This is a genomic window from Comamonas sp. 7D-2, assembly GCF_022749555.1.
Classification (GTDB): domain Bacteria; phylum Pseudomonadota; class Gammaproteobacteria; order Burkholderiales; family Burkholderiaceae_C; genus Comamonas; species Comamonas thiooxydans.
Window position 1 is genome coordinate 4,455,483 of record NZ_CP094238.1, and the last position, 15,627, is coordinate 4,471,109.

At 61.4% G+C, this 15,627-nt stretch carries 17 protein-coding genes; 5 read left to right on the forward strand and 12 right to left on the reverse strand.

The window, feature by feature from the left end:
- Positions 1–21 precede the first annotated feature (21 nt).
- The 4 genes from MPZ60_RS20425 to MPZ60_RS20440 are packed head-to-tail and all read left to right on the forward strand — an operon-like array spanning position 22 to position 3,386.
- Positions 22–960: a hypothetical protein gene (locus MPZ60_RS20425; protein ID WP_034353812.1), complete on the forward strand. Its 939-nt coding sequence runs from the start codon at positions 22–24 to the stop codon at positions 958–960.
- Between the two features lie 3 nt (positions 961–963).
- Positions 964–1,605: a DUF4375 domain-containing protein gene (locus MPZ60_RS20430; RefSeq protein ID WP_034353815.1), complete on the forward strand. Its 642-nt coding sequence runs from the start codon at positions 964–966 to the stop codon at positions 1,603–1,605.
- Positions 1,602–2,192: an immunity 22 family protein gene (locus MPZ60_RS20435; protein WP_034353818.1), complete on the forward strand. Its 591-nt coding sequence runs from the start codon at positions 1,602–1,604 to the stop codon at positions 2,190–2,192. The genes MPZ60_RS20430 and MPZ60_RS20435 overlap by 4 nt, the downstream gene beginning before the upstream one ends.
- A gap of 30 nt (positions 2,193–2,222) precedes the next feature.
- Positions 2,223–3,386 (forward strand): hypothetical protein, encoded by a 1,164-nt coding sequence (locus MPZ60_RS20440; RefSeq protein ID WP_034353821.1) that lies wholly within the window; start codon positions 2,223–2,225, stop codon positions 3,384–3,386.
- A gap of 5 nt (positions 3,387–3,391) precedes the next feature.
- Here MPZ60_RS20440 and MPZ60_RS20445 read toward each other — a convergent pair whose 3' ends face one another.
- From MPZ60_RS20445 to MPZ60_RS20465, 5 genes are all read right to left on the reverse strand, one after another.
- Positions 3,392–5,167, reverse strand: a complete 1,776-nt coding sequence (locus MPZ60_RS20445) for a bifunctional diguanylate cyclase/phosphodiesterase (protein ID WP_034353979.1) — start codon at positions 5,165–5,167, stop codon at positions 3,392–3,394.
- Between the two features lie 226 nt (positions 5,168–5,393).
- A complete protein-coding gene (locus MPZ60_RS20450) occupies positions 5,394–6,008 on the reverse strand; it encodes an SCO family protein (RefSeq protein WP_034353824.1) in 615 nt (204 codons plus the stop codon).
- A gap of 6 nt (positions 6,009–6,014) precedes the next feature.
- Positions 6,015–6,938 carry a heme o synthase gene (gene cyoE / locus MPZ60_RS20455; protein ID WP_034353982.1) on the reverse strand — a complete coding sequence of 308 codons (924 nt, stop codon included), beginning with the start codon at positions 6,936–6,938 and terminating at the stop codon, positions 6,015–6,017.
- Between the two features lie 74 nt (positions 6,939–7,012).
- The gene (locus MPZ60_RS20460) at positions 7,013–7,759 is read right to left on the reverse strand and encodes a hypothetical protein (protein ID WP_080746071.1); all 747 of its coding nucleotides are present in this window, start codon (positions 7,757–7,759) and stop codon (positions 7,013–7,015) included.
- Positions 7,695–8,507: an SURF1 family protein gene (locus MPZ60_RS20465; RefSeq protein WP_034353827.1), complete on the reverse strand. Its 813-nt coding sequence runs from the start codon at positions 8,505–8,507 to the stop codon at positions 7,695–7,697. The genes MPZ60_RS20460 and MPZ60_RS20465 overlap by 65 nt, the downstream gene beginning before the upstream one ends.
- A 14-nt stretch (positions 8,508–8,521) precedes the next feature.
- Between MPZ60_RS20465 and MPZ60_RS20470 the strand changes: the two genes are divergently transcribed.
- Positions 8,522–8,764 (forward strand): twin transmembrane helix small protein, encoded by a 243-nt coding sequence (locus MPZ60_RS20470; RefSeq protein WP_034353830.1) that lies wholly within the window; start codon positions 8,522–8,524, stop codon positions 8,762–8,764.
- 128 nt (positions 8,765–8,892) lie between these two features.
- On the opposite strand, the gene MPZ60_RS20475 is transcribed toward MPZ60_RS20470, so the two are convergent.
- The 7 genes from MPZ60_RS20475 to MPZ60_RS20505 all read right to left on the reverse strand — a co-directional run bounded on the left by MPZ60_RS20475 (position 8,893) and on the right by MPZ60_RS20505 (position 15,568).
- The gene (locus MPZ60_RS20475) at positions 8,893–9,774 is read right to left on the reverse strand and encodes a cytochrome c oxidase subunit 3 (RefSeq protein WP_034353834.1); all 882 of its coding nucleotides are present in this window, start codon (positions 9,772–9,774) and stop codon (positions 8,893–8,895) included.
- A gap of 88 nt (positions 9,775–9,862) precedes the next feature.
- On the reverse strand, positions 9,863–10,060 hold the full coding sequence (locus MPZ60_RS20480) for a DUF2970 domain-containing protein (protein ID WP_003071276.1): 198 nt from the start codon (positions 10,058–10,060) through the stop codon (positions 9,863–9,865).
- A complete protein-coding gene (locus tag MPZ60_RS20485; protein WP_034353987.1) occupies positions 10,057–10,671 on the reverse strand; it encodes a cytochrome c oxidase assembly protein in 615 nt (204 codons plus the stop codon). Before MPZ60_RS20485 ends, MPZ60_RS20480 begins: the two co-directional genes overlap by 4 nt.
- Before the next feature lie 34 nt (positions 10,672–10,705).
- A complete protein-coding gene (locus MPZ60_RS20490; RefSeq protein ID WP_211267687.1) occupies positions 10,706–10,816 on the reverse strand; it encodes a cytochrome oxidase small assembly protein in 111 nt (36 codons plus the stop codon).
- 10 nt (positions 10,817–10,826) lie between these two features.
- On the reverse strand, positions 10,827–12,470 hold the full coding sequence (gene ctaD, locus MPZ60_RS20495; protein ID WP_034353837.1) for a cytochrome c oxidase subunit I: 1,644 nt from the start codon (positions 12,468–12,470) through the stop codon (positions 10,827–10,829).
- A 34-nt stretch (positions 12,471–12,504) separates the two neighbouring features.
- Positions 12,505–14,079, reverse strand: a complete 1,575-nt coding sequence (gene coxB, locus MPZ60_RS20500) for a cytochrome c oxidase subunit II (protein ID WP_242882019.1) — start codon at positions 14,077–14,079, stop codon at positions 12,505–12,507.
- Positions 14,080–14,659: 580 nt separating this feature from the next.
- Complete coding sequence (locus MPZ60_RS20505; RefSeq protein ID WP_034353990.1) at positions 14,660–15,568, reverse strand: class I SAM-dependent methyltransferase; 909 nt, start codon at positions 15,566–15,568, stop codon at positions 14,660–14,662.
- Positions 15,569–15,627 lie beyond the last annotated feature (59 nt).

A 15,627-nucleotide genomic window follows, 5' to 3' on the forward strand; every position in this document is an offset into this window, starting at 1 on the left:
CAAGAAGCACCGCGAGGAGCCATGAAGAACGAATTCAACGACCATGTCTGGGACGAGCGCGACCCCAGTCCCTGGCTGGCGCTCTACCTCGACCAGAGCACGCCTTTGCCCGATGACGTCAAGGCCGCCTGGCTGCGCGACTGCAGCAGCAGCTCGCGCCAGTTCTTTCTGCCGGCCATGCGGCCGCTGGCGCGGCTGTCCATGATCATCATTCAGGCGCTGAAGATCTTTCTGCCCAAGCGCTGGTCGCACTCCATGCTGCTGCACCGCCTGCTGGCCTTCGGCATGAAGAAGTTTCTCTCGCCAGAGGCCAACTGGCTCATCATGCGCCACTTTCATCTGGGCTCCCAGGTACTGGCCTTCGTCGCCGCCAATGCCCCGACCAAGGTCAGCACCGCGCCATTGATGCCCATGGAAATCGACGATGTAAAGGACGAGCTGTTTCTCAAGCACGACCTCAACCTCTTCAACTTCGTGATTCGCCTGAACAAGGCACTGCGCGAGAACGGGCAGGAACTGGTACCCGTGGCCGAACCCGATTTCTCCATGATCCGCGAGCCCGATCTCAGGCTCGAAGACATGCCGCGCGGACGCTTCAACGTCATCGACCTGCAAAGCGCCATCGAGCTGTACACGCCCATCTACCAGTTGCTGCTGACCGACAACGACTTCTGGCGCGCTAGCAACTCGCTGCAGCTCGACGAAACCGTTGCCATCTACTGCGCCAAGATCCTGGCCTCGCCCGAGCATCTGGTGCTGCTCAACAACAAGCACCCCATGGTGCCGCTGTCCACCCTGTATGCCGCCTACCGTCTGGTGCTGCACGGCCTGTCCACCGAGATGCTGCACTCGCTGCTGACACGCATGGCCAACGGCGAGCACCCTGTCCCCGCGCGCGAGCTGGCCAAGATGCACCGGGCCGCCGAGACGGTGATGGATCAGACCGCCGCACAAAGCTGAACCATGAACCCACAAAGCAACCGCATCACAGGCGTTCGCATCGACGAGCAGACCATCTGGCTTGCACTAGCGGATGGACGTGAACTGGCCGAGCCCATCAAACGGCATATCCGCCTGGAAAGCGCCGCGCCCGATCAAAGGCTGCACTGGGTTCTGACCGACGAGGATCACGGCCTGAACTGGCCGGCGCTGTGGCAGCCATCTCCCGCAGGCATGGTCAGCATCTGGGACCTGGATCAGGACAGTCTCTACAACCAGGCTATGGGCGCGCTGCTCGCCGCCCAATGGGACATCACCCGGATATCTCCGGTCCAGCGTGAACTGGTGGCTCTATGGCGCATGGAAGCCGATATCAACAACGGCGGCTTTCTGCAGTTCCTGGGCAACTGGGGGCTGGCCAACCATCAGCTCACCCTGCAGGCTCTGCAGGCCATAGGCGCGCCCATCACGCGCCAGTGTCTGCAGGACATGTTTGCGGTGCTCAAGCGCTTCGAAGAGGGCCCAGAAAATGTGGACTACTCCGATCTGCCAGCACTGCTGACGGATGCCGAGCATGAGCAGTTGCAGGAGCTCGAAGAAGCCTTCTGGGACTACCCGGAGCCCCTGAACAAGCTGGTGGTCATGCACTACGGACCCGTCCAATGAAATCTGAAAACAAATCCGGCAAGACCTATTCGCTGGCATTTCGCAAGGCTCTGGTGGACGAAGCGCTGAACCGCACACCCGGCGGCGGCTTTCCGGAACTGGAAAAGCGCCACCGCCTCAAGTCCGGAACCCTGTTCGACTGGGTCGAGGAGCTGGGTCCGACACCGCCGCCCGCGCCTTTTTCCGCATTGCATTTCTGGATCGGCAATACGCCGCTGGGCGAGGCGGAGTTTGGCCGCTACTTCGACCATGCAGACAGCTACTGGGAGCTGGAAGTCGAAGATATCGAAAGCAGCAGCGAAGATGTCACGGGCTGCGGCTTCTGCCGGGATCTGGGCAGGAAGTTTCTGTTCGACGAAGACCTGCTGCTGATGATCTGGCTTCCCGAGCCTGTTCCTGTCTCTGCCTTGGTGAGCCACAGCACTCTGGACTCCGACACATCGCTCGCGCTCATCGTGCAGGCCTGCGAGGCCCAGGGCATTCACACGGCCAACGCCATGTTTGTCTATGCCGACCCCACCGAGCAGATCACCGATCTGGAAAAGCTCTACAACGGACTGAGCTACATCGGTCTTTTTGACGACTGACGCAGCTCAGACTCTTTTTTCATCTTCTTCATGCAAGACTTGATTGCCCAGATTTCGCAGCAATGGCTGCAGCTGCCGGATTGCCAGGCCGAACACAAGGACGCTGCCAGAACACGCATTACCAGCAACGTGGCAGCCGGCTTCATGGATGTCGAATTCTTTGTGCACCACGGTGGCAACGGCGCTTTCTCGGCCACCCGCTATGAGGAGGCCATGCAGTTGGACGCGGAGCACAGGCTGCATGCCTGGATCACGCTGCGCGATGCGGCCAGTGAAGTCATACACCATGAAGTCAGCTGCAACCCCGAGCGCTTTGCACAGCTGCTGCATGAATGGCGTGCAGCGCCTGATGCAGCACCGGCACAGGTCACCATCCAGGCCATGGCCCGCAGTCCATATACCGACGAGACCGAAGCCCGTGTACCTGCGATGGATCAGGATCTGAACCTCGGCATGCTGGACACGCTTGCCGATGCCGGGCCGGCGCTCGAACAGCTGCAGGCCGATGTGGCGGCCATCGACCCCGTGCGCCTGCTTCAATCCTGGCCGCGCGATGATCGCGGACGACCTGCAGCGCGCACCACCGCCATACTCGCGGCCTATGGCCCTGCCACTCGCAAACGCCAGCCCTGCCTGATGGTTCGATCGGTCATGCAGTCAAAGATGCCCGGCTGGCAATTGCTTCTGTCGTCCGAGTTTCTCTACAACTGCCGCCATCAATGGAGCGATGCCCGCTGGCTGTGGTCGTCAGCAGAGGCCCCCAAGGACTCGGCTCTGGAGCGCAAGGCACGCAATCTGATGGCACAAGGCAAGGTCAGCGAGGCCTGCGCACTGTATGGCATCGAGCTGCACGAACGCGTGCGAAGACTAGCAGCAGGTCACTCATTCCAGCGCTTCTCGCCCGCGCCAGAGGCCTGGGCGCAAGAGCTGCGAGCCGCTCTTCTGCAACTGGCTCCGTGGCGTCTCGCAGCGGGGCTGCAACGCATACAGGAGCATCTGACTCAGGCCAACCGCAAGCCGCCCAAGCCCGGCAGCTGGGAGCGCAAGCTGTTCTGGTTTTCGGGCCAGCGCCAACAGGCGCGTTGGGGCCCCGGAGTGCGCTTCGACGAAGATGGCAAGCCAGTGCTGGACCTGATCGTCACCGCATCCAACGAGCATTTCCCCGAGCCTGACTGGAAGCAGCAGCCACGCTAATCCCGTCAAACCACTGCCAGCCAGTCCCGCACCTGCTCGGCGGGCATGGCGCGCGAATGCAGCCAGCCCTGGAAAAACTCGCAGCCGATGTCGCGCAGCAGCTGCAGCTGATCGAGTTCTTCGACACCTTCGGCCACGACCTCCAGATCCAGCGCATGGGCCATATGCACAATGCCGCCCATCAGCCGGTCCCGACAAGGCGAGGGAAACAGGAACTCCCGCCCCAGCTTGACGCGCTGCAGCGGCAGATATTGCAGATAGGCCAATGACGAATGGCCGGTGCCGAAATCATCCAGCGCAATCGTCACTCCCAGCCGCGCCAGAGCCTGCAGCACTTCGCTCCCCTGAGCGGGATTGATCATGGCCTGGGATTCGGTTACCTCCAGCTCCAGCCATTGCGGCGGAACCTGATAGCGCTGCAGACAGCTGCTGACCTGCTCGACCAGATTCACCTGCCGCAGTTGATAGGCAGAAAGATTGACCGCTACCCGCAACGGCGTACCCGCCTTGAGCCACAAAGCGATCTGCTTGCAGGCTGCGTCGAGCACATAGTTGCCCAGAGCCACAATCTGGCCCGAGGCCTCGGCCACCGGAATAAAGCGCGCCGGACTGACATTGCCCAGCAAGGGATCATGCCAGCGCAGCAAGGCCTCCACAGCCACCACTGCGGCGCTCTCGACCTTGACCTGAGGCTGGTAGTGCAGTTGCAAGCCACCATAGCTGAGCGCCATGCGCAGGCGCTCGGCCAGTTGCACGCGTTCGGCCATTTCCTTGCCCATGGCTGGTTCGAAAAATACCGCATGGCCGCGCCCCTGGCCCTTGGCGCTGTACATGGCCATATCGGCAAAGCGCATCAGGTCGTCGCCGGTCTGCGCATCGTCGGGATAAAGGGCAATGCCCACGCTGGCACCAAAATCCAGCGCCAGCCCGTCATGCTTGAAGGGGATGGAGAGCGCCGCCAGTATCTGCTCGCTCCAGAAACGGGCCCGGGCCGCATTCTCACCCACCAGCAGCACCATGAATTCGTCGCCACCCAGGCGTGCCAGAACACCCTCGCTGCGCAGCTGGGACTTCAGCCGCCTGGCAACCTCCCGCAGCAGCTGATCGCCTGCGGCATGGCCGTAGCCGTCATTGATGGCCTTGAAGTTGTCGAGATCAAGTTGCAGCAGGGCCAGTGCTTCGCCGTCGGCCTGCGCCAGCTTGAGTTGCTCCTGCAGCTCCTGGCCGAATTGCCAGCGATTGTTGAGGCCGGTCAAGGTGTCCTTGGTGGCCTGGAACTTCAGGCGTTGCTGCATCTGATGCAGCTCCGTCACATCGCGCACAAAGGCTATGGCCAGACCTTTGTCGTCATCGCCAAAATAGCCAAGAGCAATGTCCACCGGCACGGCATTGCCCTGCTTGCGCTGCAGCCACAGCACGCCGCCCAGCCCCATGGGCCGGCGCGATGGCTGGGCGAAGTAGCTGCGCAGGTAATGGCCATGCCCGGCCTGAAACTCGGGCGGCAGCAGCATGTCCATCGCCTGCCCTTCGAGCTCGCCGCGCCCGTAGCCTGAAATGGCCTGCATGGCGGCATTGGCCGTCACGATGTTACCGTTGCGGTCCACCAGCAAAATGCCGTCCGGAGCGGCATCCAGCGCCTGCTGCTCACGCCGGCTCAGCATGACGGAAAGACTCACCCCCTCCTGCCAGGCCGACATGGCCAGTCGCAGCCGGCGCTGGCAATCCGCCAGCGCTGGTTCAGACACCGGTTTGAGCATTGAAGAAAAAGGGCACTCGGCCATACACGGACTCCAGATATCCACTCTGGCGTCCCTGCGTGCAGCCACTTCCCATGCTGCATCAACGGCCTGCATGCCCAACTCTAAAAGAGTCGGATCGAGCCTTGCCAAGTGTTTGAAGTCGCTCACTATGCGCGCGACATCGCATGCTCTCCTTGCGCTATATCAAACACCAACATGTAACAATAAATTTCAAAACCTGAGGCCAATGCCGCCGATGGCGACCGCTTCAGCCCAGCAGTGCCTTCACGTCCTGAGTCAGCAACTGCGGCCCCGCGCCGTAGCGCTCGTACACGCGCAAGCGGCCCTGGGGATCGAAAAGATAGGTCCCGGCCGAATGATCGAGGGTGTAAGTTCCGTCAACCTTGCCTGGCACCTTCTTGAAGAAAATCTTGAAATCCTTGGCCACGGCAGCAATCTCCTCTACCGTACCGCTGAGCCCCACAAAGCTCTCATCGAAGTTGGCCAGATAGGCCTTGAGCACCTCAGGCGTATCACGCTCGGGGTCCAGCGACACAAACACGGCCTGCAGCTTATCGCCATCGGCTCCCAGCGCCTGCTTGACTTCAAGCAACTCCTGCAGCGTGGTGGGGCAGACATCGGGGCACTGGGTGTAGCCGAAGAACACGGCCACCACCTTGCCCGAGAAGTCCTTGAGACTGCGTTTTTTTCCGTGGACATCGGTGAGTGGAATGTCCTTGGCGTAGTCTGCACCCGTCACATCCACGCCCTGAAACTTGGGCTTGCTATCGTCCTTGCAGCCAGTCAATGTCAATGTGGCCGCACCGGCCAGTGTTGCGGCGCCTAAAGCGCCGAGTACGCGCAGCGCACCTCGTTTATCCATGATCGGTCAGGCCAGGTAATGATCCACCAGCAGCGCGGCAAACAGCAGGCTCAGATGGATCAGGGAAAAGCGGAAGGTCTTGCGTGCCAGCGCATCCGAGTAGTTGCGCAGCAGTGCCCAACCATAACCGCAAAAGCCCAACCCCAGAATCACTGCGGCAAAAAGGTAGAGATAGCCGCTCATTCCCACCACAAAAGGCAGCAGACAGCCGGCGAACAGCACCAGGGTATAGAGAAACACCTGCAGCCGCGTGAAGGCATTGCCATGCGTGACCGGCAGCATGGGCAGACCGGCGCGGCGGTAATCCTCCACTCGGTACAGCGCCAGCGCCCAGAAATGCGGCGGCGTCCAAAGAAAGATGATGAGAAAAAGCAGCAGGGCTTCATGCCCTACCTGTCCCGTCATCGCCGCCCAGCCCAGAACGGGCGGCATGGCACCCGATGCCCCGCCGATGACGATGTTCTGCGGCGTCAGGGGCTTGAGCACCAGGGTGTAGATCACGGCGTAGCCGATGAAGGTGGCCAGCGTCAGCCACAGCGTGAGCGCATTCACGGCCAGCAGCAAGATGGCGGAACCTGCGGCGCACAGCAAGGCCGAAAACAGCAGGGCCTGGGAATGCGAGAGTTCGCCGCGCGCCGTGGGCCGCCAGGCCGTGCGCTTCATGCGCGCATCGATGCTGCGCTCGACCAGGCAGTTGAAGGCCGCTGCCGCCGCAGCCACCAGCCAGATGCCTGTGCAGGCCGCCAGCATGCGCCCCCAGTCCTGCCAGCCGGGAACGCCCGGCACTGCCAGCACCATGCCGATGAAGGCGCAGAAGACGATGAGCTGCACCACCTTGGGCTTGGTCAGCGCGTGGTACTGCGCCCAGCGCGAAGCAGCAGTTCCTGCCGCCGAAGCAGCGCCTTTCAACTCCGAGATTTCTGCCTGCATGCGGCCCTCCTCGCTGACCATGATTCAGATCGCTGATAGCGCTTGCGAGAGCCGACTACCGCGGGTTTCAACAGCTATTTCTGCGCCGTTTCGGCCGTGGCTCGCCCGGCCTCATCCCAAGAGGCAGAGGCGCGCAGCAGCCGCTCCAGATCGCGCTTGGCTTTGCCGGCCGTGGCTTTGTCCATGTTTGCAGGAAAGCGCATCATCCAGTGCCCCTGCGGATCGACCACATACAGATGCTCGTCCAGCGCATGTCCCGCCTCGGGCTTGAGCCAGTTGCCGATGACTGTAGCGGGCACACGCAGCGTTGTGGCTTGCTCGGCAGCAGGCAGGATTTTTTCAGGCACGGGCTGCTGGTCGCTGATGAGCCAGACCCAGTCCAGCCGGTCTTTTTCGCGGCCCAGGGTTTCACGCAGCTGACGCTGCAGATAGAGATGGTCCTGACAGCGCTGCCCGCAGGCTCCGGCACTGGTGCTGAGCAGCAGCCACTGGCCCTTGAGGCTGCTCAGATTCACGCTGCGGCCGTCCAGCGTCTGCGCCTGCACTTCGGGCAGGCCGGGCTGCTCGGCAATCAGCTCGCCATAACTGCGCTGCTGCGAGGGACGCAACACGTAATAGGTGAAGTAGGAGGCCAGCACCGGCGCCGCACAGACCAGCAGCACGGCCAGCATCTTCCAGCGACCGCTGCGCGCCTGCATCTGCCGTGCCTGGCTCTGCGCGGGATCGGGCAGGCCGTGGACCGCAAAGCTCAGCGGTTCATCCCTCGGGCTGCGCTGCGCTGCGGCGGGGGTAAAAGCGTCGGACGAGTTGAAACCAGACATAGAGCAACACCACCAAGACACTGAGTCCGAACCACTGAAAGGCATAGCCGTAGTGCTTTTGCACACCGGCATTGATCTGCGGCCAGTCGCGCAGCAAGCCTTCGCTGGCGCTGCCGCTTTGCACCACGCTCAGGGCCAGCAGCGGCAAGCCGCCTTGCTGTGCCCACAGGGCAATGTCTGCATTCTGTCGGATGCGCGACTTTTGCTCATCAGGGTCTGCCCCGCCATGCGCCGTTTCCAGCTCCATCAGTCTGGACGGCGGCGCCTCCAGCCGGCCCTCTATGCTGACCAGGCCTGAAGGCGTCTGCACCTCGGGCAGGAGCGCGCGGTCCATGAAGTTGCGTGGTGCCCAGCCACGCTGCACGACGACGACCCTGTGCCCGTGAGGCGCACTCAGTCTGAAAGGCGTGAGCACATAGAAGCCGGCTCTGCCCTGCATCTGTCGGTTGTCGAGAAAGATGGTTTGCTCGGCCAGCCACTGGCCCTGCAGTTGTACGGGTCGATGCAGCAGCGTCGCCTGCTGCGCTTGGCCGATGGATTCGGATGCCAGCGGCACTTCTGCTGCCAGCTGTGCGTTATGCCAGGGCTCCAGCGCCTGCTGGCGCTCGATGGCATCGAAAACAGCCTGCTTCTGCGCTGCCCGGCCCAGTTGCCAAAAGCCCAGCGATGCTGTGACGGCCACGCAGGCCAAGGCCGCCAGGGAGATCAGGAGAAACCGCCAGAGGTCTGGAAATCGGGAAATGCGCACCAGATAATCCGTTCATGAAATTCGTGATCATTCTCGCTTTTCTCGCCATCTTGGCGAGCCTTGGCAGTGCGCTGTTCTTCATGATGCGCAGGGGCGATGGCAGCGAAAGCTCGGCGGCCGACGACGCAGAGCGAAGCCGCAAGATGTTTCGCGCCCTGGCCCTTCGCGTGGCTTTGTCGATTGCGCTGTTTCTCTGCGTTCTGCTGGCGGCCAAGATGGGGTGGATACAGCCCACGGGCTGGCAGCCCGGGCAATAGCCGGTTTGCCTGAGCGCTTCGCGCTCTCAAAACAAAAGCACCTTGCGCTTTCCATTAATTGATTTCAGCACCATTTGATGCTGAAATCAATTCAGGATTTACGCAAGGCGCTTCTGTTTTTGATAGTCTTACATCCAGTACACGAGGATGTAGAGAAAGACCCAGACCACGTCCACAAAGTGCCAGTACCAGGCCGCACCTTCGAAGCCGAAGTGGTGCTTGTCGGTAAAGTCGCCCTTCATCAGGCGGATGGTGATGAAGAACAGCATCAGCATGCCCACCAGCACGTGGAAGCCGTGAAAGCCCGTCAGCATGTAGAAGGTCGAACCGAAAACACCGGAGTTGAGCTTGAGGTTGTAGTCGTTGTAGAGATGGTGATACTCGTAGCCCTGCACGCAGAGGAAGACAAAGCCCAGAATCACCGTCATCCACATGAAGCTGATGCAGCGCGCGCGGTTGTTGATCTGCAGCGCATGGTGGGCGATGGTCAGCGTCACGCCCGAGCTCAGCAGCAGCGCCGTGTTGATGGTAGGCAGCCAGAACGGGCCCACGGTCTTGAAGGGCTCGACAATATTCGCGGGCGACGCCGTGGCACCGGGAGCAACGCTGGGCCACACGGCCTGAAAGTTGGGCCACAGCAGCTCGTTGGCCAGGCTGCCCAGTGCCGGCACCGAGTGCGCGCGAGCCCACCACAGCGCAGTGAAGAAGGCGCCGAAAAACATCACCTCAGAGAAGATGAACCAGCTCATGCTCCAGCGGTAGGACAGGTCGATCTTGCGGCTGTTGAGCCCGGCCTCGCTTTCGCGCGCTGCATCGCGGAACCAGACGAACAGCACGGCCAGCCACCAGACCAGACCGACGAACAGGGAATACATTCCCCATTCGTGACCATTGATCCAGGTGCCTGCGCCCAGAATCACAAAGAACAGACCGATGGCCGCCATCACGGGATGGCTGGATTCGGCTGGCACATAGTAGTAAGGGGTTGCGCCCTGCGGGGTTGCACTCATCACTCGGCTCCTGACTCTGTTGATCGTTGTTTTGACCGACGCTCCACTATCACTTGCACTGCATTCGCCACACCTGTTTCAGCCAAGGCTAAACGACCAGGTTGACGATCCATATCAACGCTAATACCAAGGCAAAAATCGCCACCAGCCCCACGGCAATCACATGCAGCGGCGTGATGCTGGCGAAATCCTTCTCGTACTCCTTGCCCTTGCGCACGCCCAGCATGGCCCAGGCGACGGCAACAATGCTGCGCCAGAATCCGGTCTTCTTGACGTCCTGAGTCATGAACTGCCTCCGGGCGTGACGACCGCAGCCGTGCTGGCATCGGGCGCTGCCGGGGTCTTGCCGCCGACCTCGAAGAATGTGTAGGACAGCGTGATGGTCTTCACATCCTTGGAGATGCGCGGATCGATGACGAAGGCCACCGGCCATTCACGCTTCTCGCCGGGCTCCAGCGTGTACTGCGAAAAGCAGAAGCACTCCAGCTTGTTGAAGAAGGCCGTGGCCTGGCGCGGTGCATAGCTGGGGATGGCCTGGGCGGCCATGCGCCGGTTTTGCACGTTCTGGAACTCATACATCACCGTGGCCAGCTCGCCGGGGTGAACCTGCACCGAACGCATGGCCGGCTTGAAGTCCCAGGGACCACGAGCATTGGCATCGAACTCCACGGTGATGGTGCGGCTGGTGTCGATCTGGCTGTTGGGCGGAAGCTTCACGTCGCGGCCCGCCACGCCGGCGCCGGGCACCTGCTTTTCGGACAGCGACAGGATGTTGATGCCCGTCAGCTCGCAGATATGCTTGTAGATGGGTATCAGCACATAGCCAAACGCAAACATGCCCAGGGCAACGATCGCCAGCTTGCCCACCATCTTCGCGTTTTCCTTGGCTATGCTCACCTCAAGCTCCTTCACTCGTTGCCATCGGGCTGCCTCAATGCAGCCAGGCCATCTTCACCACAAAGCCGATAAAGAACACGGCAGCCGTGGAGGCCAGGATCAGCCCCAGCCTCAGGTTGTTCTTGCGTTGCTCCTGGGTCGTCATACGCGCCTCCTCAGGCTATCACCCTGGTCGCGGTTTCATCGAGCTTGGGTGGCGTCTCGAAGGTGTGGAACGGAGCCGGAGAAGGCACTTCCCATTCCAGGCCCTCGGCCGCTTCCCAGGGTTTTTGCGGTGCCTTCTCGCCATGACCGCGCATGGCGGGCCAGACGACGAACAGGAAGAAGTACACCTGCATCAGACCGAAGCCAAAGCCGCCGATGGAGGCAATCATGTTGAAGTCGGCGAACTGCATGGGGTAGTCGGCATAGCGACGCGGCATGCCGGCCAGACCCAGGAAGTGCATGGGGAAGAAGGTGATGTTGAAGAAGATCAGCGAGCCCCAGAAGTGGATGCGGCCGCGCGTCTCGGAATACATCACGCCCGTCCACTTGGGCGACCAGTAGTAATAGCCGGCAAACATGGAGAACAGCGAACCGGCCACCAGCACATAGTGGAAGTGGGCCACCACGTAATAGGTGTCCTGCAGCTGGATGTCGATGGGCGCCATGGACAGGATCAGTCCCGTGAAGCCCCCCATGGTGAACACGAAGATGAAGCCCACGGCGAACAGCATCGGGGTTTCAAAGCTCATGGAGCCGCGCCACATGGTGGCCGTCCAGTTGAACACCTTCACGGCCGTGGGCACGGAGATCAGCATGGTCGCGTACATGAAGAACAGCTGACCCGTGACCGGCATGCCAGTGGTGAACATATGGTGGGCCCAGACGATGAAGGACAGGATGGCAATCGCCGCCACGGCATAGACCATGGAGGTGTAGCCAAACAGCTTCTTACGGCTGAAGGCAGGCACGATCTGGCTGACGATGCCGAAGGCCGGCAAGATCATGATGTAGACCTCGGGGTGGCCGAAGAACCAGAAGATGTGCTGGTACATCACCGGATCGCCGCCGCCCGCAGGATTGAAGAAGCTGGTGCCGAAGTGGCGATCGGTCAGCGTCATGGTGATGGCGCCAGCCAGCACCGGCATCACGGCGATCAGCAGGTAGGCGGTAATCAGCCAGGTCCAGGCAAACAGCGGCATCTTCATCAGCGTCATGCCGGGCGCGCGCATGTTCAGGATGGTGACGATGATGTTGATCGCGCCCATGATGGAGCTGGCACCCATGATGTGCATGGCAAAGATGCTGGTGTCCATGGAAGGGCCCATCTGCAGCGTCAGCGGCGCATACAGCGTCCAGCCGGCCGCAGGCGCACCGCCGGGCATGAAGAACGAGCCCACCAGCATGATGCCGGCAGGAATCAGCAGCCAGAAGCTGAAGTTGTTCATGCGCGCAAACGCCATGTCGGACGCACCGATCTGCAGCGGCAGCATCCAGTTCGCGAAGCCCACGAAGGCCGGCATGATGGCGCCGAACACCATGATCAGACCGTGCATGGTGGTGAGCTGGTTGAACAGCTCGGGGTTGACGATCTGCAAACCGGGCTCGAACAGCTCGGCACGGATCAGCATGGCCAGAATGCCTCCCACCATCAGCATGGTGAAAGAGAACAGCAGGTACATCGTGCCGATGTCCTTGTGATTGGTGGCAAACAGCCAGCGGCGCCAGCCAGAGGGCATGGCGTGGTGATGGTCGTCGTGCCCATGGTCGTGACCATGGCCCTCATGGGTGTGGATGGGAGGAACTACGGCGCTCATATTCTTTTCTCCAATCGGTCTCTATACCCGGGGCTTACTTCGCGGCCGTGATGTCAACACGGCGTGCCTGCTGGTCCGATCCTGCCGCAGCCGTGATGGTCTCGGGCTTGCGCAGCTCGATGCGGTCTCCCGCAATGCCGCTGTCCTCCAGCAGCTTGGCCACGGCCTTGGCTCGCTCCTTGGCCAGCTCCGCGTTCTTGTCGGCGTTGCCGGTGGAGTCCACAAAGCCCGACAGAGCAATCTTGCCGTCCTTGTGGGCACTCCAGTACTCGGCCGCCTTCTTCACCGCAGCCTGAGCCTTGTCGTCCAGAACGCTCTTGCCGGTCTCGAAAAAGACTTGATAAGGGCCGGCGTCGCTGGCGGCAGCGGCTGCACCTTGCGCAGGGGCTGCAGAGTCAGCCGCAGGAGCTGCGGGTGCAGCACTGCCTCCGCCTTCAGGGAATTTGCCGCCACGCGCTGCCACGAACTGGGCGGGCTGCACCAGCTGACCGGTCTGGTTGCTCCAGTGGTTCTTGGCAAAGGTCACCACTGCGGCCAGTTCGGTGTCGCTTAGCTGCTTCCAGGCCGGCATGGCACCGTTGGCGCGACCTTCGAGCACGGCGTGCATCATGTCGGCCGTGGGACCCAGGACCACGGGACTGCCGTCCAGCGGCTTGATGGGACCGGCTCCCTTGCCATTGGCCTGGTGGCAGGCGGCGCAGTTGGCGGCATAGACTTTTTCGCCACGTGCCACCAGATCGGCCAGCACCCAGACCTTGTTCGGGTCATCGGCCTTGGCGGCCAGCTTCTTCTTCTCTCCGGCAACCCAGGCGGTATAGGCTTCGGCAGACAGCACCTTCACATGGATGGGCATGTAGGCATGCTCCTTGCCGCACAGCTCGGCACACTGGCCGTAGTAATCGCCGGTCTTCTCGGCCTTGAACCAGGTATCGCGCACAAAGCCGGGAATCGCGTCCTGCTTGATGCCAAAGGCCGGCACCATGAAGGAGTGGATCACATCGTTGGCCGTGGTGATGATGCGCACCTTCTTGCCCACGGGCACGACCAGCGGGTTGTCGACCCTGAGCAAGTAGTCGTTGGGCGCATTGCTCACATCGCCGCTGTTGGACATCTGGCGCTGGGCGTTATCCAGCGTGGAAACAAAGCCCAGGCCTTCGCCCTCGCCGCTCAGATAGTCATAACCCCATTTCCACTGATAGCCGGTGGCCTTGATGGTGAGGTCGGCATTGGTCGTGTCCTTCTGTGCCACCAGCACCTTGGTGGCGGGCAGCGCCATCAGAATCACGATGATGAAGGGAGCCACCGTCCAGGCCACTTCCACCTTGACCGATTCATGGAAGTTCGCGGCCTTGGCCCCCTGGGATTTGCGGTGCTTCCAGATGGAGTAGAACATCACCCCGAACACCGCGATAAAGATCACCGTGCAGATGATGAGCATCATCCAGTGCAACCAGTGCTGCTCCACGGCAATGCGTGTCACTGGCGGATGCAGATTGAGCTGGTTGACGGCAGGGCCTCCCGGCAGATCCTGCGCCGCATAGGCCATGGAACTACCCCACGCCGCCAAGGCCAAACTCCAGGGAACCAGCTTGGTGGAAATGTTTTTCATCGTTTTCACTTACCTCTAAGCCTCAGTTGTCCACTCGCTCACACCGCTTCGTGCCGCTGCCGGCCAGAAGGCTGTGACACTCACACTAACTCGCGAACTTCAACGCAGCATGCCCCAGAATTTGATAGCACTGTCTGCGCGCATTCACTAATGCATGTACCGGAAACCCATGCCAATCGACCTTGCGTAGGCAGGCCTGACCGGACTTGAAACTCGTACTGGCAAGCGCATCTCACGGCAAGTGCCGGACATGGCTGAAACTGGCCTGGCAGCCAAGACAGAAGGGAAGAAGATGGAACGCCCCTGCACCGCGACAACCGCCGGGCACAGGGATGCGTCAGCGCAGCAAAAGGCTGGCTTGTGGTGATGATGAAATGCGAAAACCGGCCGCTGTCGAACCCGCTGGCCAGTCCCCTTGGCAAAGCGAAACACCCGATATCTCCCCTGGCGGCTTGGGCCGCACTGTCTGGTTTCCTTCAGGCAGGAGAGAAGCCCGAAGGATTGCTGCTATCCATGAAATAACTTGGGGAAATTGTAGGCAGCTTTGTGTCGAATCAATGACCGGAAAACGACAGATGTGCTATCGCAAACCCGTGTTGCGGGGCTGCTTGAGCATGGCCTTCATGTCTTCCAGCGACACGGCGCTGTTGGCTTCCAGACGCAGCTTGGGCTGCGGTTTGTAGGCATGGCCATAAACGATCTCGAAGGTCAGCGAGAGCTGTCCATCGGGCTGCTTGTCGGCCCAGCGCTCCGCCATTTTCTGCAGCAGCTCGGCCTTCCAGCCACGGCCGCGCAGACCGGCAAAACGCCCTGGGTGCAGATTTCGGCCCAGTTCGCGCAGTTCCTGCAACAGACGCTGCGGCGTGGCAAAGGTCAGGGTGATGCGCTCCATGTCCATCACCGGCTCGGCAAAGCCGGAATGCACCAGCATGTCACCCCAGTCATGCATATCGGTAAACGTATGACCTGCCGGCCCCCAGCCCAATTCGGCGTAGAGCCGATGCAGCTGCTGCACGGTATCCGGCCCGAGGCAGGAGAACATGACATAGCCATCGACCTTGAGTGCCTTGTGCCAGCCCTCGATCAGAGTCTGCGGATCGGCTGCCGTATGCAGCAGCATATTGGCCCAGAGCATGTCCATGCTGGCATCTGCGGGCGCTCCCATCTGCACGGCAGCCCCCTTCCAGCGCGAGAGCTGCCACCAGCGGCTGCCGAGCTTGTCCTGGGCCACGGCCTCGCGGCGGGCTACGGGTTCATAGATCGTGCATTCGGCCTGCGGATAGCGCTCGCGCAGCAGATGGTGAGCCTGCATGCCGCCGCGAACTGGCTCCCAGTGGCACCATTGCTCAGGCGGCTTCACTATCCAGTCCAGTCGCTGCTGCATGCGACTGGCCACCTCTTCGTGCAACCACGGGGATTCGGCCGGAGCGGCCATTTGCCAATGGTTTGCAGCTGCAGAATCAATTGTTGGAGGCAGGACGTGGGACATGGGCAGACAAAAGCAGGCAGAGAGTCGAGCGAGCGAGCCGCTCACCAACTGCCGGAGTG